Origin of the sequence: Paenibacillus sp. USDA918EY (assembly GCF_009870825.1) — a bacterium.
GTDB classification, from domain to species: Bacteria; Bacillota; Bacilli; order Paenibacillales; family Paenibacillaceae; genus Paenibacillus_AQ; species Paenibacillus_AQ albilobatus.
The window spans coordinates 1-25,315 of the sequence record NZ_WTWY01000020.1; the positions used below are offsets into that span (position 1 = coordinate 1).

23 protein-coding genes are annotated in these 25,315 nt (G+C 46.7%); 7 read left to right on the forward strand and 16 right to left on the reverse strand.

Annotated features, from left to right (window positions below):
* The 6 genes from GQY55_RS26770 to GQY55_RS26795 all read right to left on the reverse strand — a co-directional run.
* Positions 1–475: tRNA-dihydrouridine synthase family protein (locus tag GQY55_RS26770; protein WP_201452250.1), on the reverse strand; the 475-nt coding region annotated here is incomplete at its 3' end.
* Positions 476–1,241: 766 nt separating this feature from the next.
* The gene (locus GQY55_RS26775) at positions 1,242–2,243 is read right to left on the reverse strand and encodes a carbohydrate-binding protein (RefSeq protein ID WP_160044985.1); all 1,002 of its coding nucleotides are present in this window, start codon (positions 2,241–2,243) and stop codon (positions 1,242–1,244) included.
* A gap of 501 nt (positions 2,244–2,744) precedes the next feature.
* Complete coding sequence (locus GQY55_RS26780; protein ID WP_160044986.1) at positions 2,745–3,461, reverse strand: 3-ketoacyl-ACP reductase; 717 nt, start codon at positions 3,459–3,461, stop codon at positions 2,745–2,747.
* 193 nt (positions 3,462–3,654) lie between these two features.
* Positions 3,655–4,881 (reverse strand): RtcB family protein, encoded by a 1,227-nt coding sequence (locus GQY55_RS26785; RefSeq protein ID WP_160044987.1) that lies wholly within the window; start codon positions 4,879–4,881, stop codon positions 3,655–3,657.
* Positions 4,882–4,922: 41 nt separating this feature from the next.
* Positions 4,923–5,066 (reverse strand): hypothetical protein, encoded by a 144-nt coding sequence (locus tag GQY55_RS26790; protein WP_160044988.1) that lies wholly within the window; start codon positions 5,064–5,066, stop codon positions 4,923–4,925.
* Between the two features lie 32 nt (positions 5,067–5,098).
* A complete protein-coding gene (locus GQY55_RS26795; RefSeq protein WP_160044989.1) occupies positions 5,099–6,598 on the reverse strand; it encodes a TROVE domain-containing protein in 1,500 nt (499 codons plus the stop codon).
* Between the two features lie 577 nt (positions 6,599–7,175).
* On the opposite strand from GQY55_RS26795, the gene GQY55_RS26800 reads away from it, so the two are divergent.
* The gene (locus GQY55_RS26800; protein WP_160044990.1) at positions 7,176–8,486 is read left to right on the forward strand and encodes a helix-turn-helix transcriptional regulator; all 1,311 of its coding nucleotides are present in this window, start codon (positions 7,176–7,178) and stop codon (positions 8,484–8,486) included.
* On the forward strand, positions 8,473–9,312 hold the full coding sequence (locus GQY55_RS26805; protein WP_160044991.1) for a WYL domain-containing protein: 840 nt from the start codon (positions 8,473–8,475) through the stop codon (positions 9,310–9,312). The genes GQY55_RS26800 and GQY55_RS26805 overlap by 14 nt, the downstream gene beginning before the upstream one ends.
* A 95-nt stretch (positions 9,313–9,407) precedes the next feature.
* Here the strand turns inward: GQY55_RS26805 and GQY55_RS26810 are convergent, their stop codons facing one another.
* From GQY55_RS26810 to GQY55_RS26835, 6 genes are all read right to left on the reverse strand, one after another.
* On the reverse strand, positions 9,408–9,830 hold the full coding sequence (locus GQY55_RS26810; protein WP_160044992.1) for a tetratricopeptide repeat protein: 423 nt from the start codon (positions 9,828–9,830) through the stop codon (positions 9,408–9,410).
* Between the two features lie 361 nt (positions 9,831–10,191).
* Positions 10,192–11,247 (reverse strand): RNA-guided endonuclease InsQ/TnpB family protein, encoded by a 1,056-nt coding sequence (locus GQY55_RS26815; protein ID WP_160044993.1) that lies wholly within the window; start codon positions 11,245–11,247, stop codon positions 10,192–10,194.
* 4 nt (positions 11,248–11,251) lie between these two features.
* Positions 11,252–11,650 carry an IS200/IS605 family transposase gene (tnpA, locus tag GQY55_RS26820; protein WP_160044994.1) on the reverse strand — a complete coding sequence of 133 codons (399 nt, stop codon included), beginning with the start codon at positions 11,648–11,650 and terminating at the stop codon, positions 11,252–11,254.
* 255 nt (positions 11,651–11,905) lie between these two features.
* Entirely contained in the window at positions 11,906–12,418 is a 513-nt protein-coding gene (locus tag GQY55_RS26825; protein WP_160044995.1) for a hypothetical protein, read from the reverse strand.
* Between the two features lie 85 nt (positions 12,419–12,503).
* On the reverse strand, positions 12,504–12,875 hold the full coding sequence (locus GQY55_RS26830) for a hypothetical protein (protein WP_236575894.1): 372 nt from the start codon (positions 12,873–12,875) through the stop codon (positions 12,504–12,506).
* 436 nt (positions 12,876–13,311) lie between these two features.
* Complete coding sequence (locus GQY55_RS26835) at positions 13,312–15,504, reverse strand: DUF6891 domain-containing protein (RefSeq protein WP_160044996.1); 2,193 nt, start codon at positions 15,502–15,504, stop codon at positions 13,312–13,314.
* Between the two features lie 75 nt (positions 15,505–15,579).
* Between GQY55_RS26835 and GQY55_RS26840 the strand changes: the two genes are divergently transcribed.
* Positions 15,580–15,933, forward strand: coding sequence for a hypothetical protein (locus tag GQY55_RS26840; protein WP_268895070.1), 354 nt, complete (start codon positions 15,580–15,582; stop codon positions 15,931–15,933).
* Between the two features lie 164 nt (positions 15,934–16,097).
* On the opposite strand, the gene GQY55_RS26845 is transcribed toward GQY55_RS26840, so the two are convergent.
* Positions 16,098–16,709 carry a TetR/AcrR family transcriptional regulator gene (locus tag GQY55_RS26845; RefSeq protein ID WP_201452251.1) on the reverse strand — a complete coding sequence of 204 codons (612 nt, stop codon included), beginning with the start codon at positions 16,707–16,709 and terminating at the stop codon, positions 16,098–16,100.
* Between the two features lie 140 nt (positions 16,710–16,849).
* On the opposite strand from GQY55_RS26845, the gene GQY55_RS26850 reads away from it, so the two are divergent.
* A complete protein-coding gene (locus GQY55_RS26850; RefSeq protein ID WP_160044998.1) occupies positions 16,850–18,193 on the forward strand; it encodes an MFS transporter in 1,344 nt (447 codons plus the stop codon).
* 66 nt (positions 18,194–18,259) lie between these two features.
* On the opposite strand, the gene GQY55_RS31645 is transcribed toward GQY55_RS26850, so the two are convergent.
* Positions 18,260–18,667, reverse strand: coding sequence for an MmyB family transcriptional regulator (locus tag GQY55_RS31645; RefSeq protein ID WP_268895068.1), 408 nt, complete (start codon positions 18,665–18,667; stop codon positions 18,260–18,262).
* A gap of 69 nt (positions 18,668–18,736) precedes the next feature.
* Between GQY55_RS31645 and GQY55_RS26860 the strand changes: the two genes are divergently transcribed.
* Complete coding sequence (locus GQY55_RS26860) at positions 18,737–19,891, forward strand: epoxide hydrolase family protein (protein WP_160044999.1); 1,155 nt, start codon at positions 18,737–18,739, stop codon at positions 19,889–19,891.
* Positions 19,892–20,176: 285 nt separating this feature from the next.
* On the opposite strand, the gene GQY55_RS26865 is transcribed toward GQY55_RS26860, so the two are convergent.
* Positions 20,177–20,509, reverse strand: coding sequence for a MarR family transcriptional regulator (locus GQY55_RS26865; RefSeq protein WP_236575904.1), 333 nt, complete (start codon positions 20,507–20,509; stop codon positions 20,177–20,179).
* A gap of 276 nt (positions 20,510–20,785) precedes the next feature.
* On the opposite strand from GQY55_RS26865, the gene GQY55_RS26870 reads away from it, so the two are divergent.
* Both GQY55_RS26870 and GQY55_RS26875 read left to right on the forward strand, forming a co-directional pair.
* Positions 20,786–21,289 (forward strand): RidA family protein, encoded by a 504-nt coding sequence (locus tag GQY55_RS26870; protein WP_236575897.1) that lies wholly within the window; start codon positions 20,786–20,788, stop codon positions 21,287–21,289.
* 24 nt (positions 21,290–21,313) lie between these two features.
* The gene (locus GQY55_RS26875) at positions 21,314–22,810 is read left to right on the forward strand and encodes a monooxygenase (RefSeq protein ID WP_160045002.1); all 1,497 of its coding nucleotides are present in this window, start codon (positions 21,314–21,316) and stop codon (positions 22,808–22,810) included.
* Positions 22,811–23,481: 671 nt separating this feature from the next.
* Here the strand turns inward: GQY55_RS26875 and rlmD are convergent.
* Positions 23,482–24,996, reverse strand: coding sequence for a 23S rRNA (uracil(1939)-C(5))-methyltransferase RlmD (gene rlmD, locus GQY55_RS26880; RefSeq protein WP_160045003.1), 1,515 nt, complete (start codon positions 24,994–24,996; stop codon positions 23,482–23,484).
* Between the last annotated feature and the right edge of the window lie 319 nt (positions 24,997–25,315).

Consider the following 25,315-nt stretch of genomic DNA (forward strand, 5'->3'; position numbering starts at 1 on the left):
TCAGCCAGTCCTGCCATTCATCCACCCTCGTGAAACCAAGTCTGGTCTTCACGCTAACAGGCAATCCTCCTGCCTTGGCTGCTTGGATGATGTCAGCCGCAACCTCTGGACGGAGAATTAAGCCGCTTCCCTTCCCATTGCATGCCACATTATGGACAGGACAACCCATATTGATGTCGATCCCTTTAAATCCCAACTTCGCCATACCGATACTCATCTTTTCAAAATACTCCGGCTTATCGCCCCATATATGCGCAACCATCGGTTGTTCATCCTCGGTAAAGAGCAAACGGCCGCGCACGCTATGATTGCCTTCCGGGTGACAATAGCTCTCCGTATTCGTAAACTCCGTAAAAAACACATCCGGTCTTCCTGCTTTACTTACGACATGACGAAAAACAACGTGCGTCACATCCTCCATCGGCGCAAGCACAAAAAAAGGCCGGGGTAAATCAAGCCAAAAATTGTTATTCACTTCAAACTCAAATCCTTTCTAGAATACAGCTTCAAACTTTGACCCAAAATATTGCGCCTAATGTTCGACTTCTTGTCCACTTATATCATGCCTAATAACTTATTGATTAAACAGGAGTACACTTGGTCATCCAACCAAGCAGCTACTTCAAAAATAATTTATTTACAGTCGTTCTTCCTGACAATATTATATATCAAATTAAACGGAAATTTTTATCTTGTCAGACTATAGGAAAAAGAACCCATTCCCCAATCAGAAATTCGTTCTCTTTACATTATACTAAATCCAGCCAAGCCATGCTCTCCACATGAGCGGAAGGCTCGAGTTCTCACCTCAGAAAATAGGCCTGAGCTTCTCTATCCATCTCGCCAATACTCGCTTGCCAAATATCCTCCTGCAGCCGATCCCTTCCAAAATCAGTTGATCCAGCAGCGGACAAGTGATAGGATTTAAGTATAAAGAAACCGTTTTTCGGCATACACTAAAAAGAGCCTTTGCCGCGGTAACAGCAATGACTTGCAGGACAAAAGCTGTGGAACCCACGGCGCGCAAAGAATTAATCTAAGCGAAACCCACCGAAGGCGGTCAACCTTTATGCGGTGGGTTTTCGCTTGTTTAGCTTCCGCCACCTGCGGTATGCTCGGGACTTTCATACGTTAGTCGATTGCGCTGCCAAGCGCACCAAAAGCCCAAGCATTTTTGCTTGAGCTTCTCCTTGATCCATGGGGAATCTCCGTGTCAAAGATGTAACTTTCTTTAATTCATTCTAGTTCTTACCGCCATACCCCTTATATGTTGCATAAACTTCATCTGCATATAGATTTGCCAGAATAGGACGGCCATAAGAATCTGTAGCTCCCGGATACCAGTAATCTCCTCCGTTATAGTGTAATAATCCGTTATATATATTTCCAAACTTAACAATCTTCTCATCTAAAATCATTGCGCCCATGCTTACCTGATCTTGTTCACTGCTGTGATTATAAGTACGGCCAAATGTTGAGCTGAATTGGGATAAATAAGCATTACGCGTGTTTGGTTCTACCTGCATCAATCCGTCGCCAGCTGATGGACTGCCTGGTAAGCCTGCTCCAAAGCTGCTTTCCTTTTTGATCACAGCACTCAGCAATAAAGCAAAATCTCCGCCTTTGCCAAATCTATTGTCCACATTCATTACATATGTCCATATGTTGCTTGGAACTTCGGAAGGCTTTGTTACTGAAGGAGATGGTGATCCCGTATAAATCTTTACCGATGACATTTTGTCATTGACATCGTTGCCGACCCAGGCAGAATCCGAAGTATAGGTCCATTTTGTTCCTCCAAAATTATCATGCTCATATACTTCAACAGTCCAGCCGCTAGGAACCTTGAGAGAGGACATCCAGTCATTCGGAATTCCGTTTGCGTTCAACTGGGACAGCGTATAATTGCCTATTCCGAGTGTCACTGCTTTTCCACCATAGTTTATATCTGCATAAAATGTTACTCCGTTTGTTATCGGTGGTGTGGTTCCGCCGCTACCGCCTTTCTGCCATAAAGCAGGAACATTGGGTGGTTCCCAACCTACGAGAGAAGTATGTGCCTGAAGACAGGAATAAGTACTTCCACTATATGTTACCGTATCATTTACTGCATATGCAGTATCTGGAGCCCATGCTCCTCTAGCGGCTGCGCTCACCGGTAAGACTGCGCAAAATGTCGATATGAATACTGCTAAAACTACCATTAGTGGGAGGGCTTTAAAAGAAAACTTTTTATTAGTCATTTTCATACCTCCTTGTATCGATCTGTGGCTCACCATGAGACGGTCCACAGGTTTTAACTGTACTATTTTCAATGTATGTAAGTAAGCATTATTTGTGAACCCGTAATTATTCTGAGCATTCCAGTTTTTTTGACCAGGACATTAGCCTTTGCATCCGGAATAGCGGATTCTGAAGTTGGCATGTTCCACCATAGGATGTTCCTTAAGGTAATCCAGAGCTTTCTTCATTTCTGCAGGATTAATGAAACCCAATTGTAAGCGCTTAAATTTTTCGTCGAATTCTGCTCACCCAAATACCATAAATCCAAAACTGTCATAAAAGTCCACTGTATGAGGATTTTGCTCGTTTACATCAACCTATGATGCCGCATACTCTTGAATTACCTTGGTAATCTGGCTCTTGCCTATACTTTACCAATCCAAGCTGGCTTTTTATGATATAAAAAGGAAAACGCCACCCCAAATACATAAGGTAGCGTCTTGATATTTCGAATATTATTATTAAGGATTGGTTGACCAAAGGCCGGCATGTTTTAGCAAAACACGTGGATGAAGTTTTAGCTGTGCAACCATTAAGTCTGCCAAATCTTCTGCTTGCATCACTTTATCCGGATTGCCGTCCGTTAAGTTGAGTTCAACGGCCATATCCGTTGCCACCGTGCTTGGCGTTAACGTTGTAACACGAATATTATGCTTACGCACTTCAAGCATTAATGACTCGCTTAATCCGATCACTGCGGCTTTTGAAGCCGAGTATGCACTTGTAACCGGTGCGCCTTTTTGACCGGCTGTCGAGGAGATATTAATGATGTCGCCTGTTTTGCGCTCTATCATTTCCGGTAATACCGCACGTGTTGTATAGTACACGCCTTTTACATTGACATCGATAATATTGGTCCATTCTTCAGGCGTTAATTCCATGAAGTTGCCGAATTTGGAGATGCCGGCATTGTTTACTAAAATGTCGATGGCGCCAAGCTCTCCGCGAATGGATTCAACCGCTGCAGTGATCGAGTCTAAATCCGCTACATTTGCCGCGGCGATGGCTACCTTCACATCATACTGTTTAAGTTCCTCTGCTACGTGTTGTAAATTTTCAAGCGTACGTCCAACAAGACCTACGTGAATACCTTCTTGAGCAAAAGCTATTGCTGTTGCGCGTCCAATTCCACGCCCTGCTCCTGTAATTAACGCCACTTTACCTTTGATTGTTTGCATGGTGATCACTCCTTCATGAGATCGTTTTGAAACAACGCCGAACCCCGCATTCCACCGTTGCCTCAATATATAAACTTACAAAACAGTCATTTTCTCAATATTCGACCCCACTTATTGTATCATGACTTTATTTGAATCTGAAATGTCATTTAGGCTATAATCACCTCGAGTTGATGAGCTATTGGAAATTGCCTCAATCCTTATACGGATCAAACTCATCCGCTCCAGCCATGCAAACACCAATCGGTTTCAGAACATGCATGACCTCGATTGTTTCGGCATGCGCATCCAGCACTTCTTGAAGCTTCCGGTAGACAAACGGGCTTTCGTCCGTACCTGCGCCGCGCAGCTCAACACCGAAATCCCGGACAGCCTCAAGCATTTGCTCTGTAGTAATTTGTCCTCCGCTGCGGCTACGGGTTTTCCAGTTCATTTTGCCTGCCGCTTGGGTCCGGCTCATGATTCGTCCCGCTCCATGAACGGTGCTGTAGTAAGACTCTCTGTTCTCTATGCTGTCCTTCCCTTTTACGATTACGGATATATCTCCCATACTGCCGCCGATAAAACCAACCTGACCGGGTGCAGACGGGGTTGCCCCTTTGCGAACGACGACGACTTCTCTACCGTTGTGCGTCTCTTTCCAAGCATAGTTATGATGGTTATGCACTTCTATGTCCGCTTCCGCCCCCAGAATGGCTAATACTTGCCGGATCACATAATCCCTGCCGGCATAGGCATAACGTCCAGCCAGTTTCATCGCTCTGTAATACATATCGCCCAGTTCGCTGTTCAAATCCAGCAGTACTGGCGGCTGGTCCATCTTTTCACCGGGAGCGTTCGCGAGAAACGCTCTGCCGGCAGCCAGGTTGATAAAACCGCTCGCCGTTTTATGCCCGAAACCTCGGCTCCCGAAATGATTCGCAATCCACAAACGGCCGGTTTCCGTTTCTTCAAACAGGTCTACGAAGTGGTTGCCGCTGCCGACTGTGCCGAGCTGACTCTGTGCCAATGCTTTCAGCTTGTCGTGCTCCTGCTGTCCTACCGCCCTGTAAACAGCCCAATCCGGATCATCGAAAAGGTCATGGTCAACCCTCTCATTATTGACACGACCTACTCCGAAGGAGATTTTGCGAGCAATCTCATCCATGATCTTCTTCAATCCGGGCTTTATATCTTGGGCAAACAGGTTGGTTCGCACCGCTTTATTTCCGCACGCAATATCATAACCAACGCCCGAAGGAGAGATTTGCCCATCGTATACAACTACCCCGCCGATCGGCTGACTGTAGCCCTTATGATGATCTGCCATGAGCAGGGTTTGAACGACATTGCCTGTTTCTGAACACGTTTTTGCTTGAGCCAGCGCCCCGCTGTCGGGATTACCCCAGACCCGCACGCCGTCTATATTTTGATAAGCCATATAACCATTCAACTCCTACATAATGATTGCTTTCCCCATACTTACAAACCTTTTGCCTCACGGAGTTTGTGAAGTCGTTCTTTTACCGAGTCTTCAGGTTCCACTTCTGATAAGCGAGTGACCGCTTCAACAAGCCGCTCGCCCCAAGAAGCAACGTTCCAGCCCTCCAATGCCTTGATCGCCATGTTTAGATCGGCATCCAGGCCGATTCAACATTTTAACCGTCCAAACTTACTCCCTCTACCCGCTCCACCAGCGAAGAATAGCCTTTAACTGACTGCGCGATATAGGAAAGCACCGTATCGCTCCAACCATAAATGTAGAAGGTTTGCGGATCTTGATCCGGTACCATCGCATGCCGGTACGGGGCAATATCCACAATAAATGCCTTCACGTCCCGGTTCACTTTCGAACGGTACAGTCTCAGCTGCTCATAAAACGGACTGCCGCTGTTTTGCTGCTCATCCGTGATGATGATGATTTGATCTACCTTCCTCCGCTCTTGGATCAGCTTCCGAACAGGCGCACCTGTATCGGTTCCTCCACGAGCATGGATTTGCGCCGCCTGTGTTAAGATACTGTCTTTGCGGGAAGGCCTGGCATCCACAACCTCCGTATCAAACAGCCAGAACAACGAACTGCCCTGCGTCTTTTTATACAGCGCCAAAGCAAACACCGCGCCGATCTCTAAGTACTGGCCGTTCATCGAGCCGGAGATATCAAGGAAAATTGCCGTCTTTTCTCCGAGTTCAGGCAGGTTGTCGAACGTAAGCTCGGCAGCTTCTCGCAAAGCATCCCGAAGCTCCGGATGATCCACCTGGCGGAATGCCGTCGCTAAACGGAATGGCAGGATTTTGGCCTTCTTCAGTGCCTGTTCGTCGGTTATGCGGTTTACGACATAGTCCAGGTTGCGTTTATCCTCCAAAACCCCGGCCCGCTGCAAAGCATTCATATGCCGGAGCAGCGCAAATGTCGGCATCTGGTAAAGCAACGCTTCCCAAACGGCTTTGGACGGCTGGATTGCACCCGTAACCGTTTCATAAGGAAGCTTGCCGCGTTCGATCCACGCGATCTGCTCCTCCTCGGTTGAGGCGAGCTTCAGATTTTCCAAAGCCTCGACTTGGGGCAGCAAGGCAAGGTTTGCCTCCAGTCCCCGCAAATATCGGAACAATGCCTGCTGCTTCAAGTCTTCCGGTTTCGGATGAGCGGTTGCAATGGCATCACCCAAACTGTAGCCGCGTCCACGGCCGTTATATTTTATAGCCCAATATTCGGACACGCCGGACAAGAAACGGTTTACCTGCCGCTTGACGGCACGGCCGCCCTCTCCACGCCCCATACCTTTCAATATCATTAGAAAGTCGGATAAATCGGAAGGAATCCGAACCACGAGCAGGAAGATCTTCGCAAACAAATCCGGCCGATAAATCGAAAGAATCGCCAAGCCAAACAACGGCTGCAGTCTCATAAAGCCCTCGTTCCGAGCAAATATGATTTCCTTTGCCATAAAATTCGGGTTACTGTTCGCCATCTCTTGATGAAGCTGTTCCGCATCGGATAGCAGTTCATTTTGATCCGCGTAAAAGGTATTGCTCATGGTATTGGTCAACAGCATCTGTAAATACTGCTCCTCCAGAGATCTTGCATATGCTGGATAGCGATCTTTATTGAGTATATTCGGTCTAAACGAACCGAACAGTTTTTTTGCCATACTCATACTGGATTGCCTCCTTCAAATAGCACTGGCGAGGAAAAGGCGGGACAGGTTTGCTGCAGGAGTCGAACCTGCCGTATTGCCCGGGTTGAACCTTTGCTCGATTAAGCTCGAAGTAACCCATCCCGGCGCCTCGCCGGCTGCTTAAGTTATTTCTTAACGAAGCGAGGAAATAGTTGAAAAGGCCGTTCGTGCCAATGCAGACACCATCAATACTTATCCCATATAAGTCGAAGGAGCCCTTTCCGGCGCCTCGCTTCGCTATTGCTTTATGAAGGATCATCGAGGAAGTTGGTCGGAAAGGTACATGCTGCTCTACCAACTGAGCTATTCCTCCACTGGAGAAAGTTGGACTCGAACCAACGACAAGCCGATTAGAAGTCGAAGTAACCCTTCCATGCGCCTCAATGATCTTTTTTAGCCGCCGCTTTGTCGCATCGGCTTCTGTATCTATATTCGCTTATTTTGGGAGTAACGAACATGGCGAAAGTATTACGACTGGGCACAAAGTTATCCATTTCACCCAAATCCCTCCCCTGTTACAATGGAAGAAGATGTTTCATTTGAACGGGGGATACCTTTGGCTAAGGAAAGCTTTGATAAAGAAATTCAATTCCTGCGTATGCTGGTGCTGACAAGCGGGGCGTTCAGCAGGCAACAATTCGCCGAAAGATTGGGCATTTCCGTCCACACTTTTGATAAAACGATCAGGCGGCTCAAAGAGGTCGTCAGCTCCGTGCACCAGAACTTATCACAGGAACAGGGCAAGGAATTTTCTGAAACCGTTCGGTTCAGCTATTATGACTCCACCGACCCGCTGCTCTTGTTTCTGTTTCGCGCCAAATCCGTCAAGGAATCCGAAAGCCAGAGAATCTCGCTGCTATTAGCCGCGATGAATGAGCAGGCTTTGACTGTAATGGAGCTCCTGGATATGTGCTGCAGCAGCCTTCCTTCCGATCTTCCTCTGCCTGACGAAAAAACGATTCGGTCGGATCTCAAGTACCTGGAGGAGGTCGGAGTCATCAAGAGGGAGCCTGGGCCTCGCCCCTTCCGGTATCGTATTCAAGACGACTTGGTTCGCGGCTTATCGGACGGGGAACTTCTCGATTTGTACGATTTTGTGGATGTGATGGCGAACACACAGGTCCCTTCCGTTCAAGGCTATCTGCTGCGTGATGGACTGAAGAAACATCTATTGCGCAATCAAGTCGAGCAGTATGCCGTAGAGCCATTTTTATATAAATATCATTACTACTCGCGGATCCTGGATGAGGCACATCTGTTCACGCTCCTCCATGCCATCCGTCACCGCCGCAAAGTCCGTTTTCTGTACTTCTCGCCGAAGTCGGAAAAAAGCTACGCCTCCAAAAACACCAATCCCCTGTTTGAACGGGATACGGAAGGCAAAGCCGAAAAGACGCTGCCGCTTAAAATTGTCTATGATCATCAATACGGAAGATGGTATCTGCTTTCCCACGGCCGGGAGGGGATTCGAAAATACCGCATGGAAGGTATCACGCAAATTGAAGAGGACGAATCCGTTGACGAGGTTTGGTATGAGGAAAAGAAATGCGAGCTTGCCGAGAAAATACGCTACGGTTGGCTGATCGATACCGGACGGCCGGTGACGGTACGCGCCAGGTTTTACAATCCGGAAGGTTCTGAGCCGAACTTCGTCAAAGAGCGGGTCTTGCTGCAGGGACAATGGGGACAGATTGTGCATGAAGATGAACAATCATTTATTTACGAGATAACTGTAAACGGAACTACCGAAATCAAGCCGTGGCTGCGGAGTTTCGGTTCCAGCTGTGAGGTTCTGGAGCCCGCTTCGTTTCGCCGGGAAATGATTGCCGAATGGAAGGAGATCCAGTCTTACTATGAATCTGTTTGAGAAAGTATTCAATCACCAGATCATCTCCCGGTTGGAGGATTCCGGTACCTTCATGGTCACTTCGCACGAACGGGCGTGGCTGAAGACCATGCTGGAGCATCCCGCGGCGGCGGATGCTTTCACTGCGGACACTTTGGACAAATTGCGGTCTGCCCTTGAGCCGGATCAGGTGATGGATATATCCCACCACTTGATCGAAAAAGCCCGTACAATGGAAAAGCAGGTCTACCACCCGCTCCTCCGACCGTTGCGCCGGCACATCATGAATAAGACGGGCATACGTATTACCTATGAGATTAAGGGTGGCCGTGTGAGCACAGATCATCCGGGCTTTCCCTACAAGCTGGAATACTCCATGGTCAAAAGAGAGTGGTATTTGCTCTGGTATCACAACCGTCATCATGCCTTCATGAGCACTAGGCTGAAGAAAATCCATTCTGTCACGCCAGAACCTATCGATCCGTCGGCAGCGGAAAGTATTCTTGAGAAGATCGGAAAAGCTCTCGAATCGCGTAGAAGTGAAGTCGTCATTGAAATTGTCCGAATTTACAACGCTGAATTGTCCCGTATCCTGTATGCCTTCTCCAGCTTCGAGAAAAATGTGGAGTACGATGCGGAGAACGATACCTACCGAGTCAGGGTTTCTCTGCTTGGGGACGAAATGGAGTATTTACTTTCCAAGATCCGTTTTCTGGGGAAGCGGGTTCGGGTGGCCCAGGGTGATTATTTGAAAAGACGGATGCTCGAATCATCGACGAAGGCTTTAGAACGCTATGGGGTTATTGCGGCCGATGCGGAGCTCTTTATTTTCCCTCGTCAAAGCTGATGTAAAAAAATAAAGTTCTTTCATGCGGCAGTTCCAGTGAAATGAAAATGAAGAGTCTTTTGAAAAAATCAGCGACCTCCCGCTCTCCCGGAACTTCAAAGCTCTATTTTTGTCTCCAAAAACTCAAGGTACTTTGGGTCATCTTCCATAAAGATCGCCATACCGGCACCCATGTAAGCCCGGGTTAGCTCGTCAGCTGCCTTTTCAAAGTTTTCCTGTTCGTAATACAACTGCCCCAGCCGAAGATGAATGTAGGGATTTCCCAACCCCTTCGGACACTGTACAGCATTAAAAAAGCACTTGAATGCCTTATCGTAATGCTTCATTCGAAAATGGACATCCCCTATAGCCACATAGATCCACGTGGCGGCTTCCCATTCTAGTTGATTTTCCGGCAATAAGCGGAGTGCCTCGACGTACTTATTTTTTCCCGCCTCAAGATCGCCTGCCTTCACCAAATCATCACCTTGTTGACATAGAGCCGTAATTTCGGAATGAGTGGAATCTGAAAGCTTCACATCATCTCTCCTGTCCTATTCGTGAATTTTAACGAATAATCGTTTGCTCGCTTTCACCCAAAATAATCGCGCCCGGTATTTCCAATAAATAGTTTATCGCCCAAATGATATGGTTCGTGAAATCCCGCCCTTCATCAGGCGCGAATACGAAGCGAATACGTTCGGCACAGTCTTTGATTTCAGGTGGACAATCCTTGACGACGCTTGCAATTTGAGACTCCCACGGCTAAAGCCGCAAGCTGACACCTTCGGTATCATCGGGATTCTTGGGTGGTAGTCGGTCGTGCATTTCTGCTAACCGTAGTTCCCCCAAGTTCAGGGCTGTCTCATCAGCCCGTCCTAAGACAGTGCATATAGCATCTTAGGCTGACAGACTGTTACCATCTGCCACAGGTTGATTCATGATATTGATCGCTCCAACCCGATCACGATGAGCGTGGAATCCGCATGAGCATTCGTACCTTCTGTCTTTTGCTTTGTTCTTCTCCCCACAGGCAGGACAAGATTGCGAAGTGTAGGCAGGATCTACCTCCACAACCTTAATGCCGACAAGGTTTGCTTTGTAGGAGATGAATTGCCCAAGCTGATAGAATGTCCAGCTTTGCAGGTTCTTTGCGTTTTTGCGGCTTGTTCTTGCCGTCTTGCGAATATTCTCTAGTCGTTCAAGCTTGATGATGGACACACCTTCCTGAATGGCTGTATCGACAATTTGCCGACTCATCTTATGGTTTTGATCTTTCATCCAACGTTGCTCTTTATTACCTAGCTTACGAATGGCAGACAATTTTTTCAGTTTTCCTAATTTACGCCTACGTTGCTCATGCTTTCTTCGTATGTACTTGTTTTGTCTGCCGTTTCCAAAGAATCGGGTTTTACCTGTAGAAGTTACAGAAACAGCAGGAACTTTTAAACCAAGATCAATCCCCATGATGTTTTCGTTGTTTGTTACACTTGTAGGCACTTCTACCGAAATTTGAGCGTACCATTTCCCTGACTTTTCAATGATACGCATCAATCCAAGTTTGGATTTTCTTAACAGCTCCATATCTCTACTCGTCGCTGTAGCACGAAACGTTGTTTTCTTCGTCTTTTCATCTACAACGATCGGGAAAGCAACTGTATTTTCGGTTACCGTGTAGTTTTGATTGTTAACGAAATATACAGGTTTTTTAAGAATGGGACGAACACCAAGTTTCTTGATTTTACTGAAAACACTTTTGGCATCTCGAATCGCTTGATTACAAACGGCAAAGGGAAGAATGGTTTCTACATCTTTTGTCGTCATTTTCGGAAATGCCCCCAGTTGTTCAGCCCGTTCGGTTAGTTGATTGACTACCCGAATGTACTCCTTTCCCAATTGAACTAGAATGGCTGGTTGATCAGGAAATATGCGTATCTTAACGGTTAAAACTTGCATGTGTTCACCCCCTTTTCTTTTGTTCTTCAACATAACGCTTTACTGTTTCGCTTGATACGTTTCCAGCTGTACTCACGAAAAAAGAACGTGTCCACAGACTAGGCAAATGAGCAAGATGCTCAAACTCCTGCCTTAATATTCGAGAGGTCACTCCTTTCACTTTTGCCATAACATCTGATGGAGAATCGGTGGGAAGACCGTTCAGGAACAGATGGACATGATCGGGCATAACTTCCATCGCCACAATAATCCAGTTATTCTGATGGCATATTTCAGCTAAAAGCTCCTTGAATCGAATTTCCACTTGATTTACTAACACTTTTCTTCGATAACGAGGGCAGAAAACAAAATGATAATTAATGAGAGATACTGTTGTAGCTGTACGTCTATATTCTTGTCCCATAAAACAATTGTATCAGTTTAACCATAAAACTACAACGATTAAACAAAAAGAAAAGCACACACGCACACGTACTATGTGTTTGCCCTTCCCATCCCATGAAGGGATGTTCTGGCAAAGCCGTCTTTCAGCCCACGATTAAAACGTGGGCTTTCAGTCGAGAATTATTGTAATCCTTAGCCAACACACCTGCATCACCAAATACACGACACAGATCCCTCTCAAGCTCAATTGTTTGGCTAGAAAGCACTTGAGAATTCATATTCGCTTCTTCGTCTTCCTTTCGTGCAAAAATCTTGCTCCGCTATTTTGGGGATTCCAAGAAGAGAAGTCAGCCACATAGATTTCGTTAAATATCAAATCGAGCGGCATGTGCTCCATTGCATCAGCAATTTCATCATAAGGCGAAGGAATTACAAAAGAAAATCCAAAGTCATCGTCAATGATCAGTGATCCATTAAAAATACGCTGCCTTGATGTCAGCCCGATGATATCCCTCATGGATTGCCCGGCATACAAGCGCTCCTTATAGCGCCCCGTATAATTTTGATTGCAACCAATAGAGGCGATCAGGCCATTAGAATCTACAACAATTGTCATAGTGCCGTCCAATGCATATGCAGATCTTACCTCGCCATCCGGAACGGAATATTCTTTAAGCTGAACCCTGTGCCGCGAATATAGTTCATCGATATACTCAGATATATTTCTCCCCAAAACAACATTCCCCATCGAATACCCCGATATGATTTCCGCATTAAAATCAATCACCTGTGGCCCTCCATCATTCTGCCCTGGATCGCGTTCTACCGGAATCCTGCGAATTTACCATTTTATTAGGAACCGTATGCATCACTCATATTAATAAATCAATATCTCCAACATATTCTATTGAATACCAATTAACGGAAATCAGAAACGAAAGACTTTCATCGGAGATGAAATACTCCATGCCATGGCTATTTTCCATTAACGGGGAAATATTTTTTGCATCGTTAACAACCACAACATCGCACTCATTTATATAGTTTTGCTCGAAAAATATGAAAGCAGGGACGCTTTCCATGGAAAGGGAGAAGGAGTATTCATAATCGTCTGTGGATAATCTATTTGCACCTTCACCAATAGAAAGGTGTCCCTCCGTCTTCCAAGGCTTATATTTTTCGAGTATCTCAAGGATATATTTGCAGCCTTGCTCCTTCGGGAGTAAGGCTGCTTTTATGGACATCGTATCCGCAACGCTCATTAACTCTTTCGCGTGACTAAATTTATGCAAATTTATAGCTTATCACCTCAGATATGATTTTGCCGCCGCTTGCCCGGACCTGCAATCCAATTCTCGGTTTATGCCTATTCCATTCTCATTCTTAAATGCATGTACTTTTCCATCAGCGGATGATCGTATCCAAAATAAGCGCTAATTCTGCCGGTCACCAAGTCATCCTCATGCTCGTTAATCCATTAAAACAACTCCCGGTAGAGGTCGAATACAGACTTGATTGAGCAGGGAAAACCTTAGGCCGTACCGTTACTGTACATTTCCCACAACGGTTCCATTAATATTATATTTAATTTTTACTGCGTACTGCCAAACGTGGAAATGCCAAGGATCAGTCCCGCATTACAATCCGTTGATGCCTGTTCTCCCCACGCAAGTGGCTCGCCTATGACTGTTCTTCCAGAAAATCATCATTATGTTGGAAAATCGTCTTCTCCAGTCTGCTCCAGAATCGAAGGGCTGTTCGAATGTGATGGATTTCTGCGGCTTCAACCGGACGGGTATTTCCCTCGTTATGCGGCTGAAACTTTAATACAACTTTCTTTATGCCGTCATCGCTTGTTTCGATATCGAAGTGATATAAGAGGACGTCAAAATCGCCATCAATCGTAGGGAATAACGACAAATCACGTCGTTCTTTCCCTACACCGATGCGGGGGTTATCTTTTCCTTTGGGCAATCGGAAACAGTAATGAAGACTGCCGCTCCAATAGCCGCTTTTATCTTCATCATAGTAGTCGTTGAACTTTTCCGTTACGATCGGCAAAGCAAGTATTCTCTCGATCTTTTCCACCGTTATCGTTTCATGGAGCTGCTCCTGCCAAAAGGAAATCGTTTCCACATCAAGGCTTTCCCTGTAGGTGATTTCCTTCAGCATCCGGGGCCAATATTGATTCAGGAGCTGCACGTACGGTTCAGGAGAATGGTCTTTCAGCGGATGCCAATCGTCCTCGGCATGGTTTTGATAGAGCATTTCAAGAGAAATCTTCCTCGTGCGAAGAGGCTTTTTAACCTCGTTTAAGTAAAGGAATACAGCGTAGGTATCATCCTGCAGCATATAAATATAACCGCCGACTTCCTTGCCATCTTCATTAAGGGAAGGCCGGCTCACCTTGATGCTGACATCGTCTATATAAAATCTGTAAGTGTTATCCTCCCCGAATAAAGGAGATGCTAGGATTCGCTGTATATTGTTCACGCTGGGTTCTTCATCCTCAAAAATCCGCGGCGATTCTTCCGCCCATCCCTTCTTGAGAAGGGGCTGATTTGCCTTCAGTCTTTCGAATATTCCTTCCCTATAGAGAGGTATTTGACCCTCGTCATATTCCTCGTGATCTTCAAACCAATAGCATCCTTCTGCGAGCAGCGTTTGAACTTCATTTCCATCAAACTCATCAGCATCCACCCAATGCTTCTTGAAATGGCGTTCACCCTTTATCCCGACATAGTATTCGTCTGTTTCCACAAACAGGGGAGCCGTAACGTTTCCGCATACACTAAGCATTCCATGATTATAATCGCCCCAGAATAATTCGTTTACTTCAAGATTGCCCCCGATATAGATTTCTTGACCGCCGACAATGATATTGGACGCTTGTACATTGCCTAGCACAATCAAGCCTGTTGAACCGTCCGTATTTTCATTATATATGTAGTTATGGACAATCAAGTCCCCCGTGATCAGGATCAAAAACACCGATTGCCGCTCAAGCAGCGCTTCCTGCTGCCCGCGTTCGCTTTCCGCATCGATTCCCAATGGATCATCAAGATGAATATGGTCGACGGCCAAGTCTCCGTCATATACAAGGACCGTTTCATTGTCAAATTCGCCATCATTCTTTTCGTTGCGAGAGTAAGCCCAGCAATCTGCAGGGAGCAGGTGCTTGATTTCAGAGAAAGTGTGCTTGGTGCAGGCAGGTAAGCTCGATCCCGCTTTTCCGCCGTCAACATCCAGAGGACGCAGGGCATTGAAAGCAAGGTCATAGCTGGATTCTGCAATGATTTCAACAGCGCGTTCCAACCCATAAGAATCATGCTCGCTATACGTCTTTCTCCATTCAAAATTCAGCAATTCAATACGGCTATTGATATCTCCATCCCAATGAACGTTAAAACCGAAACTTTCAAGAAACGAAACGATGACATTCGCCACTTTGGCAGCATGTTCCGGATTTTCTCTGAACGTGCCGAAGGCAATAAGCAGTACATTGCTATCGATAGCCCTCTCAATATCCTGCTCGTGATAAAAACAGTAGCCCGCAGGCAATTTTCCTCGTTTGATCAGTTCTTCATAACATTCATTAGCATCGTCAATGCCATCGTTCATCGTAAGGCCGGCATTATGCAGCGCAATGATACCTCCATCGCAAAGCATGTCAAAGACCATTACTAGATTTTCAAAATGCGTTGGACGAGCCCATTGTTCAGAAGCTTCCACATGACGATTGAACAAGCTGTTTATTTCTGTCTGAAGCTGCTCCTCTTCGATTGAAATGTCATATTGTTCCGTTAATATTTCGAAGATTTCCTCTAAGCTATGAAAGCCTGTTTTGACAAGCAACTCAATTTGTTCGATCATACTCTTGCGTCATCCCCTCCGATTTGACTACTTCCATGATTAATCATCTCATATTTAGGCTCTTCAGGTGCGCATATCTTCGATTATTATTTCGCTACAGCTGGTTTGAATGATAAAACGTCAAAAAAGCTAGGCATTGAAATAAAATCCGTTTACTTGGAACAAGAGACGCCCCTCTTTTCTCCGGAGACGACCGTTATGTTCAAGCTGGTTTACGATCCAACAACTTTAGAGATTTTAGGAGGACAAATCATGTCTAAAGTTGATTTGACTGCTAATATCAATACGGTCTCCCTTGCGTTTCAAACCGGATGCACATTAGAACAATTAGCCTATGCCGATTTCTTCTTTCAGCCAGAATTAAATACACCATGGAACGTAATGAATACGGCAGGATTAAAAGCATTACTACAAGAGAATTTAATGTAACAGACTTTCATTTCGCATCAATGGGGATGTAAAAAGGGCATTTCCAATCTAAGGAAAAGCCCTCAGATTGCAGACAAACTCCTTTGTTCCGAATAGAGACGTGGCGACTAATTTGCTGCGTAAAGTATTTTTTTCGCTGAAGATCATCCAGATTATAAACTGCATCAAACCCCTTTAATGAATGTTGAGCAAAGGTGTTCCAAAATTTCATCGGGTGAATAGCCGCGAACATCTCTTTGATAAAAATATGAATCAATACTTATGGCGATCAGCAGCATATCTGCTTTAAATATACTATTTGGGCTTGGATGATCCGCTGCTGCCATCTCATCGAATAACTCGACTGCGATTTGATGCATTTTGTTATAGAGCGGATTCTGTGATTGATACGGAAGTCGCTGAGCTGACGCGGACCCCTTGCCTCCTGTTAGTAGTTGTGCCTTCTTCTCAATGAAAGGCATGAAAATTTTGAGAATTCCTTTTAACCGTTGGTCCGGCGGCTCTTGCTGATTCTGCAATAGATATTGCTCTATATCTTCGAAGAACCGAACGACACTGTCTTTTATTAAATCCAAACACAATTCAGCTTTATTGGCATAACGACGATATAGGGTGCCCGGACCTATCTGGGCTTCCGCTGCGATCTGATTCATGCTTACCTGGTCCACGCCGTTCTGCTCAAAAAGTTTATGGGCTGCGACCAATATTCGTTGACGATTCTCGGCGGCATCACGTCGTTCAATTCGCGACTGAATTGCCTTGATTTCCTCCGACATATTAACACCCCTCATGCTAGACTTGGTTCATATTGACATCCGGAGAGTTCTCCGCTTATTATAAAGAGGAGAGCTCTCCGTTTAATGTTAATCTAAATTTAGTGCAAATTCAACAGAACTATGGCCGAAGGAGATTGAGGATGGATTCTATCGCAAAACCTATAAACGAAAAAGCATTACTAGCCCTATTATTAATTGCCTCATCATTGGCAACGATGAATGTCTATATGTTCAACATTGCTGTTCCATTTATTATTAAAGACTTGCATCTGTCCACTTCCGAAAGCAGCCTGATAACGACGCTGTATGCAGTTGTATTAGCAGCAGGTTCGGGTACGTATGGAAAGCTTACCGACCGTTTCTCTGCTCGGTCATTAATACTAATAGGGATAGCCCTATTCACTCTTGGTTCGCTAATGGGGCTTTTTTCGAGCTCTTTTCCGGCCGTTGTAACCGCAAGAATTATTCAAGCAGCTGGTGCTGCAGCTATTCCCTCCCTAGCGTATGTAGTTCCACCTAAATATTTCAAACCCGAGAACAGAGGCAAAGCATTAAGCCTTGTGTCTACTACTTTCGCGTTGATGGGCGGAGTAGCCCCGGTCCTCAGTGGATTTATTATTCAACTGTTTGGTTGGCACGGTCTTTTTGTTGTTTCTCTCTTGATCGTATTTATTATCCCATTTGTTGTGAAACACTTCCCTACTAATGTTGCACAAGGGGAGAAATTCGATGTCTTAGGAGCTATTTTATTCTCCCTTTCAGTAGGCATTCTGGTACTAGGTATCAGCCTAAATCCTTATCTTTTAATAATTGCTGTCCTGATGCTTATTGCGTTTTCATTCCACATACGCGGGAAGAACGCACCTTTTATCACCATCTCTTTACTCGCTAACAAAGGCTACAGAAATTCCTTGCTCTCTGTATTTGCAGGCACATCTGCATATCCGGCCGCTTTATTTTTATTGCCCTTGGTTCTAAAACAGGGCGGTAACTTGCAAGCAAGCTTGATCGGCATCGTCATGTTCCCGGGCGCATTGATTGGTTCGTTGTTCGGCCCTTACATGGGAGCACTTTCTCGCAAGTACAATGGCAGGATCATGATCCTAGCTGGTCATGGTTTTATGATTCTGGGAGCACTGCTTATGGCGGTTTTGCAAGACATGCCCATCGGCATTGGGATCGTCATGTTCATCTTTGCGCTCGGCTATACCACATTAGTATCATCCGCTGCCAACGTTGTGCCATCGACCTTGAAAAAAACGGAGATTGGTATCGGGATGGGGCTCTTCACGCTTTTAAGTATTTTAGGAGGTGCATTTGGTCCTTCTATTTTAAGTCGATTTTTATCCTTCAATATTAACTTTACAGTCTCCTTTATCATTGTCATCGTTATGTCAGTTATCGGCATTTTTCTAATACTCGCAACACGAGCAGATCATTCCCAAGATGATCTGAACAGGCATCCGGCCAATGGCTTAAAGTGAATTTAAGGGTGTCCCAGTGTACGTAGGAACGCTGTCAAAAAGGCCATCCCGCAACTTAACCGTGACTCATGGAAACAAAATACAGCAGCGGAACAAGGAAAACTGCCGGCTGAAAGTGGGAAGGTTTGACCCCCTGCTCCGCCGCTCGCCTTTCCCGCAGCGCAAGACCCTAAAGCACCTGATTCGCCGAGCATGCAGTTCCCATTGGTCTCCCTTGACATAGCGGAAACGGGGAGAAGTAAACGTCATCCAGACCAAATTCCTCTCCCTTTCCGACATAACCGTGAGATTCCCATTTAATGCGCAGTAGGCATCATTCCAGGCTATGATGTTCATGCGCCCATCCATGACATTCGTAGGGGAAAGGTTCTGGCTATCCAAAAAACGTTGAAGCTTCGGAGCTACCTTAGAGGGTTGCTTCAGTCTAGTTGCGACATGGCATTCACCTACAAATAATATAGTTAGATATTTCATTTATGCCAGTGCACCACACCGGCTTGATGGATATAATGACGATGTATTAAGAAGAGGAGGAAAATCATTTTGACTATTGAACGTTTTCAAATTCAGGTCTCTGATGAAATCCTGGACGATCTGCAATACAGACTCCATCACATCCGTTGGCCGGATCAATTGGGAAATGCGGATTGGGAACGGGGCACGGAATTAAATTACTTAAAATCGCTAGTTTCGTATTGGAGGGACCATTATGATTGGCGCGCACAAGAAGCCAAGTTGAACCGCTTCTCCCAGTTTCGCTGCAAGATCGATGGGATCGACGTGCACTTCGTCCATGAACGCGGTAAAGGACCTAACCCTTTGCCTCTGATTCTTACTCACGGATGGCCAGACAGTTACCTTCGTTACCAAAAAATCATCCCGCTGCTTACGGATCCGGCCAGCCATGGCGGCAACCCCGAGGACGCTTTTGACGTAATCGTCCCTTCATTGCCTGGCTTTGGATTCTCCAGCCGCCCTAAACATCCCGGGGTCAACAATTTTCGTGTCGCCGAAATGTGGGTTAAACTCATGACCGAAGAATTAGGCTACAGAAAATTCGCTGCCGCCGGTGGGGATATAGGCTCCGGTGTGACCAGATACCTGGCGGCAAACCATCCCGAACGGTTATACGGAATCCATCTAACCGATATCGGGATTATCCGAGATCTCATAGCTTCATCTGATCAGGCCAAGCTTTCGGAAGAAGAGCGGCAATACAAGAATAATGCTTCGGCATGGATGGCTCAGGAGGGCGGCTATATGTCCATTCAATCGACGCGCCCCCAAACCCTCGCATATGGACTTTCCGACTCGCCCGTAGGTTTGGCCGGTTGGATGATGGAGAAATTCCGATCATGGAGCGATTGTAACGGCGACCTTGCGCAAAAATTCAGCGAGGATGAGCTCCTTACGCATATTATGATGTATTGGGTGACGAACACTATAGGATCGACAGCGCACATGTATTATGATAATGCGCACTCTTTGCCGCCAATCGGCTACATCGAGGTTCCGACAGGCCTTGCCCTATTCCCGGCGGATATCCTGTTGCCGCCCAAGGAATGGGCCATGCGCAACCTGAATGTAACCCGCTGGACTTCGATGCCCCGCGGCGGACATTTTACCGCTATGGAGGAACCGGAGCTTTTTGCCGGTGACATTCGCGCATTCTTCAGACCTTTTAGAACGAGAAGCTGATGAATCGGAACCGTTTCGAAATCATAACCACCCGTTGGGCGGGTGGTTTTTTGTTTCGCACGCTTCGCGAGCTCAACTGGCTAAAGCCACTAACAAAAAAGGCTAACCGCTTGGTTAGCCTCTGCCCCCTGTTTAATTCCGCTCACCGAAAAATAACCATCTCACTCGCTTCGCAAAGTTTTCGATACCGATGCAGCGCAAATTTTCTGAAAAGCAGCCTCTCATTTGAACTGCATCCCCAATTGTTATTGCTGCCTAACATATGTACAGTTTGTTGAGGTATCGTTAGCGATAGAAGTCAACCATATCTCCAAACAGCCGTTTGATAAATTCAAGCTCGCTTTCGTTGTATCTTTCCAAAAATTCGTACATTCTTTGCTTTTCCTTCGTATGGAGCTCATCATGAGCAGCAAATAGCTTTTTGCCGACAGGCGTTAGCCGAAAGTACACTTCCTTTTTGTTATCGTTGAGTTGGGCTTTTCGCACCCAACCTGCCTTTAGTAATTTATGTGCGATCTTGGAGGTATTTCCTTTGCTTAAATTTATCCTTTCCGCGATGGAAGTGACATTGATCGGCTCCTGCTCTCCGATGCACGCAATGGTGTGCAGTTCCGTCATATTCAAGCTGAAATCCGATTCAATATGCTTCCGGATATCCTCCAGGTATGTGGCAGTTATTCGGGTTTCATATTGCTCTTTTTGCTCAAGAAACTGAATGAAAAATTCATGAATGGCGGTTTTGTTTTTACTGGCAGTATCCATGATTATGCTGGCTCCTCGACTTATTTGTTTTATTATATCATAGATTGTTTTCTGAGAAACAAACGGTCATACTCATATTAAGCTTGGGGTTGACAGGATAAAGAGTTAGCAAGTACAATGATATTGTTTCATATGAAACAAAAATTATATATAATTCTTATCACTCCCTTTTTAACAGGCAATAAAAAGGATTCTAACGAAACAATAATTAATGAAGGAGGTGCATACCTGCCTATGGAAATCGTGAATCCGAAGACATTGACGGATAAGGTTACATCTGTAATTTCTCATGCCGTGGTAACTACTGCCTCCAAACTGGCCTTCATCTCAGGCCAGGTTTCTGTAGATGAAACAGGAGCATTGGTCGGTTCAGGGGACTATTACGCGCAAGCGATTCAAGTGTTCACCAATCTTAAGCATGCATTGGAAGCCGCGCGAGCGGATCCATTGTACATTGCAAAAATGAATATTTTTGTGGTAAACCACAACCCGGAATTGATTTCGATTATTTTTGACGCAGGATTTCAAGTATTTGGCCCTAACTGGCCGAAGACAGCAAGTACCTATATAGGCGTTCAAGCACTAGCCGATCCTGAATGGCTTATCGAAATAGACGCTATCGTGATCTTCCCATAATGTTTAAGAAAAGAGGTTATTGATATGAAATATGAAGTCATCCTTATCGGTGGCGGACCTGTCGGCATGATGCTGGCTGGAGAATTGGCATTAGCCGGTGTAAAGGTCTGCGTCATTGAGCGATTAAAAGAGACAACTCCATATTCACGTGCGCTTACCGTACATCCGCGAACCCTTGAAATATTAGATATGCGTGGAGTGAAATCAAAATTAATCAGTAAAGGCCGCTTACTTTCAAGAGGGCATTTTGCCGGATTAGAAACTCCTTTGGATTTCTCGGTTTTGGATTCTTCTTCCAATCACACTCTCTTTTTACCGCAGAGTGAGACGGAGAAGGTGCTGGAGGAATGGGCTCTTGGCCTTGGCGCAGAGGTCTGGAGAGAGGTTGAGGCTCTATCTGTGCATCAGGATGAGGATGGGGTCGACGTTAAGATCGCAGGACCTCATGGAGAAACAACGTTAAGATCTGCTTATGTGGTAGGTACGGACGGAGCCAGAAGTTTGGTTCGCAAACATGCAAATATATCATTTGAAGGTACAGACGCGACCTTCACGGCTATTCTGGGGGATGCCGTTCTATCTGATTTGGCTCCTATGAGTGTCATATCCCGGATTACAGAAAAAGGATTGGTCAGCATCATGCCAATCAATGATCATATCTATCGAGTCTTGATGATCGATATGGAGAGACGTAACATCTCTAAGGATGAGACCGTTACATTGGAAGAGTTTCGTTCATCGCTCATCCGTACGACCGGAAGCGACTTGGGATTGAACGATGTGAAATGGATGTCCCGTTTCGGAAATGCTACGCGGCAAGCGGGACGCTATCGGAATGGTCGATTGTTCTTGGCGGGAGATTCGGCGCACATTCATTTTCCCGCCGGTGGACAGGGAATGAACGTCGGCTTACAAGAAGCGATGAACTTAGGCTGGAAGCTAGCAGGAGCAATCAAAGGCTGGGCTCCGGAATGGCTATTGGACAGTTATCATGCCGAACGTTTTCCATGGAATACGGCCTTGCTCCGGAATACCGAGGTCCAAACCCTGCTTCTGGACGTGACTCCTCCCATCATGGAACTGCGAAGCATGCTGGCTGATCTGATTCAAATACCGGAGGCTAATTATCAAATCGCTGCACAGATTTCCGCCATGGATGTACATTATGCACCCGACGCCGAAGCGCCTTCCCATCCTTTAAACGGGAGACGGTTCAAGGATCTCAGCTTAAAGCTGAAAGACGGACAATTGATTAACGCCTATCCGCTCCTGCACAAAGGTACTTTTCTTCTGTTGCATTTCCATTCTAATGAACAGAATAGCGGTCAATGGGAAACGTATAGCAACCTTCAAGTTGTACATGCCTCTTTGGCTGAAGCTGACGCGGATTGGAACGACGTCCATACGGCGCTTATTCGGCCGGATGGACATATTGCCTGGGCGATTCCTCTATCCGATCCGAATCCAATGCAAACCATAAATGAAGGAATCACTCGCTGGTGCGGAAACATTACGGAATAGTAATTCGTTTGAGGTGTGTAACCGCCTCCCCCTTACAGCTACGGCAAGGTCTGTAGATGATTGAACAAGCACCGTCCTTTATGTCAATGGAATCAAGTTCTTGTCCTCAAATTGGATAAAACTTGATTCCTTAATCCCCTCTACGTTATGGCTATCTTAGTTTTGAAGACACGCTCCAGTGGAAACTTACCGCCAGTTCATTTTCGTGCTGTATCCTGTTGCAGGAATGTTAGTATAAAGATGACGTTTCAGTCGGCTGGATCGGGACACAAACGCCATTTCGAACCGTCAAGGCCAGTGCACGTCCGACGTCATCTCCACGTCCAGCAAGCCGGCTTGGATTGCCGATTCTGAGGCTTAATTTAATTTCCGCTTCGATCTCTTACTCCTGCAAGATGCGCCCGTAGCTTTACATGATACGGTTCAGCTTAACGGGTCTATCGGCGAAAAGCGCGAAAGAAGCTTGTCACCTCGCGTAGTTACCTACCTTTTTAATACCCGACCCAGAAGCTGTAATCAAGCTAACATGCACAGAAGGCCACCGAAGAAATCGGCAGCCTGATCTGTCAGTGATTCAAAGGTAAGCGAGTGAAAGAATACGGGAGAAGCAAGCGTATGCTTCCGAAGCGAAAGCCCCTTCACCGCGTTTCGTCCCCAAATCACCTAACCACCTACTCGAAACCCTTATAAATCAAGGAACAAACAGCTTCAACATGCACCGTATGCGGAAACATATCCACCGGCGTAACCTCCACCGTCTTGTACCCGCCATCCTCCAAAACTCTCAAGTCCCGCGCCAGCGTAGAAGGATTGCAGCTCACGTAAACCACCCGCTCCGGCTTCATCTCCAGAATCGTCTCCAGCAGCTTCGGATCGCAGCCCTTGCGCGGCGGGTCGACGACGATGACGTCCGCTTCGATGCCCTGCTCCTTCCAGGCAGGAATCACATCTTCAGACGCGCCAACTTCAAACGTGACGTTATCCATGCCGTTCAATTCCGCATTGCGGCGCGCATCCTCTATCGCTTCCGGCACGATTTCGACGCCGTACACCTTGCCCGCATGCTGGGCCAGAAACAGCGAAATCGTCCCGATGCCGCAATACGCATCAATGACGGTCTCTTTCCCGGTCAGCTGCGCATACTCCACCGTCTTGCCGTACAGCACCTCGGTCTGGGCCGGGTTTACCTGATAAAACGAACGCGCCGAAATAGCGAATTTCACGTCGCCGATGTAATCATAGATGACCTCACTGCCCCACAGGACGCGAGTGACGTCTCCGAAAATGACATTCGTTTGCTTCGTATTCACGTTCTGGCAGATGCTGACGACAGACGGCAGCTGCTCGCGAATCGCGCTGATCCACTCGTCCACATGCGGGATCTTGTCCCCGTTCGTGACCAGAACGATCATCATCTCGCCGGTACGGAAGGCGACCTTTACAACGACGTGACGAAGCAGACCTTGACCGCTCTCCTCGTCGTAGGCGGAGATGCCGAGCTTGCGCCCGATCGCTTTCACGCGGGCCACGACCTCGTCGTTGCTTTCGTGCTGGATGAGGCAGGCTTCCATGTCGATGATGCGATGGCTGCCGCGGGCGTAGAAGCCGCCCACCAGGCCGCCTTCGGTGACGCCGATCGGCACCTGGGCTTTGTTGCGGTAGCGCCAGGGATCGCTCATGCCCAGCGTGGCATGAACCTGGATGCCTTGGGAGCTCCCTGTTTCCGAAGGTGCAGATACCTCAGTAGGCTCCCCCGAGTCCCCACCCCGCAGCTCCGGCTCCCCTGCCACCTGCAGCTTCCCGATCCGCGTCAGGTTGTCCACGACAAGCTGACGTTTCCAGGCCAGCTGCGCGGCATAGTCCATATGCTGCAGCTGGCAGCCGCCGCATTTGTCGAAGATCGGGCAAGGCGCGGCGATGCGGTCCGGGCTGGCTTCGACCAGCTCGAGCAGCTTGGCGTAGCCGTACTGCTTTTTGGTCTTCAGCACCTTCACCCGCACTTTTTCGCCGGGCAAGGCGCCCGCAACGAATAACGTATATCCTTCTGCCCGCCCCACGCCTTCGCCGTCATGGTTCATCCCGATGATGTCGATGACGACTTCGTCGTTTTTCTCCACCGGCAAACCGGTGATGGGCGCAGGCGTGCTGCGGCGGCCGGCGTTCCGGCGGCTTTGTCGCTTGTTCATGCTGCTTACGTCACTTCTTTCTGTATATATTCATCGTAAAATCGAGCCCCTTGCAGGGTCCATTTTTTCGCGTTTATTCACTTATTAACGATACATCTTTATTTAAAAGGGTCGGAGCAGAGATGGTTGAAGCACGCAGGACAGTATGATGAAGCTCAGTTAGCCCTCCGGTGTCCTAATCCACCGCTAACTAACCAGGCTCGATTGCAGACAAACACTACGATTCAACTCCCTGCCTAACCTTCTCCGTCACGAACCGAGCATCGAAGCCCTTGTAGAACAGAGAGCAAACACTACGGTTCAACTCCCTGCTTCACAT

Bases quoted from the DNA above. Each gene is read 5' to 3' on its own strand.
- GQY55_RS26850 (WP_160044998.1), top strand. From the start codon at position 16,850: ATGGATTCTATCGCAAAACCTATAAACGAAAAAGCATTACTAGCCCTA.
- GQY55_RS26815 (WP_160044993.1), bottom strand. From the start codon at position 11,247: ATGCAAGTTTTAACCGTTAAGATACGCATATTTCCTGATCAACCAGCC.
- GQY55_RS26835 (WP_160044996.1), bottom strand. From the start codon at position 15,504: ATGATCGAACAAATTGAGTTGCTTGTCAAAACAGGCTTTCATAGCTTA.
- GQY55_RS31645 (WP_268895068.1), bottom strand. From the start codon at position 18,667: ATGAAATATCTAACTATATTATTTGTAGGTGAATGCCATGTCGCAACT.
- GQY55_RS26870 (WP_236575897.1), top strand. From the start codon at position 20,786: ATGAAACAAAAATTATATATAATTCTTATCACTCCCTTTTTAACAGGC.
- GQY55_RS26845 (WP_201452251.1), bottom strand. From the start codon at position 16,709: ATGTCGGAGGAAATCAAGGCAATTCAGTCGCGAATTGAACGACGTGAT.
- GQY55_RS26790 (WP_160044988.1), bottom strand. From the start codon at position 5,066: ATGGCGATCAAGGCATTGGAGGGCTGGAACGTTGCTTCTTGGGGCGAG.
- GQY55_RS26780 (WP_160044986.1), bottom strand. From the start codon at position 3,461: ATGCAAACAATCAAAGGTAAAGTGGCGTTAATTACAGGAGCAGGGCGT.
- GQY55_RS26865 (WP_236575904.1), bottom strand. From the start codon at position 20,509: ATGACGGAACTGCACACCATTGCGTGCATCGGAGAGCAGGAGCCGATC.
- GQY55_RS26775 (WP_160044985.1), bottom strand. From the start codon at position 2,243: ATGACTAATAAAAAGTTTTCTTTTAAAGCCCTCCCACTAATGGTAGTT.
- tnpA (WP_160044994.1), bottom strand. From the start codon at position 11,650: ATGGGACAAGAATATAGACGTACAGCTACAACAGTATCTCTCATTAAT.
- GQY55_RS26785 (WP_160044987.1), bottom strand. From the start codon at position 4,881: ATGGCTTATCAAAATATAGACGGCGTGCGGGTCTGGGGTAATCCCGAC.
- GQY55_RS26795 (WP_160044989.1), bottom strand. From the start codon at position 6,598: ATGAGTATGGCAAAAAAACTGTTCGGTTCGTTTAGACCGAATATACTC.
- GQY55_RS26875 (WP_160045002.1), top strand. From the start codon at position 21,314: ATGAAATATGAAGTCATCCTTATCGGTGGCGGACCTGTCGGCATGATG.
- rlmD (WP_160045003.1), bottom strand. From the start codon at position 24,996: ATGAACAAGCGACAAAGCCGCCGGAACGCCGGCCGCCGCAGCACGCCT.
- GQY55_RS26805 (WP_160044991.1), top strand. From the start codon at position 8,473: ATGAATCTGTTTGAGAAAGTATTCAATCACCAGATCATCTCCCGGTTG.
- GQY55_RS26830 (WP_236575894.1), bottom strand. From the start codon at position 12,875: ATGTCCATAAAAGCAGCCTTACTCCCGAAGGAGCAAGGCTGCAAATAT.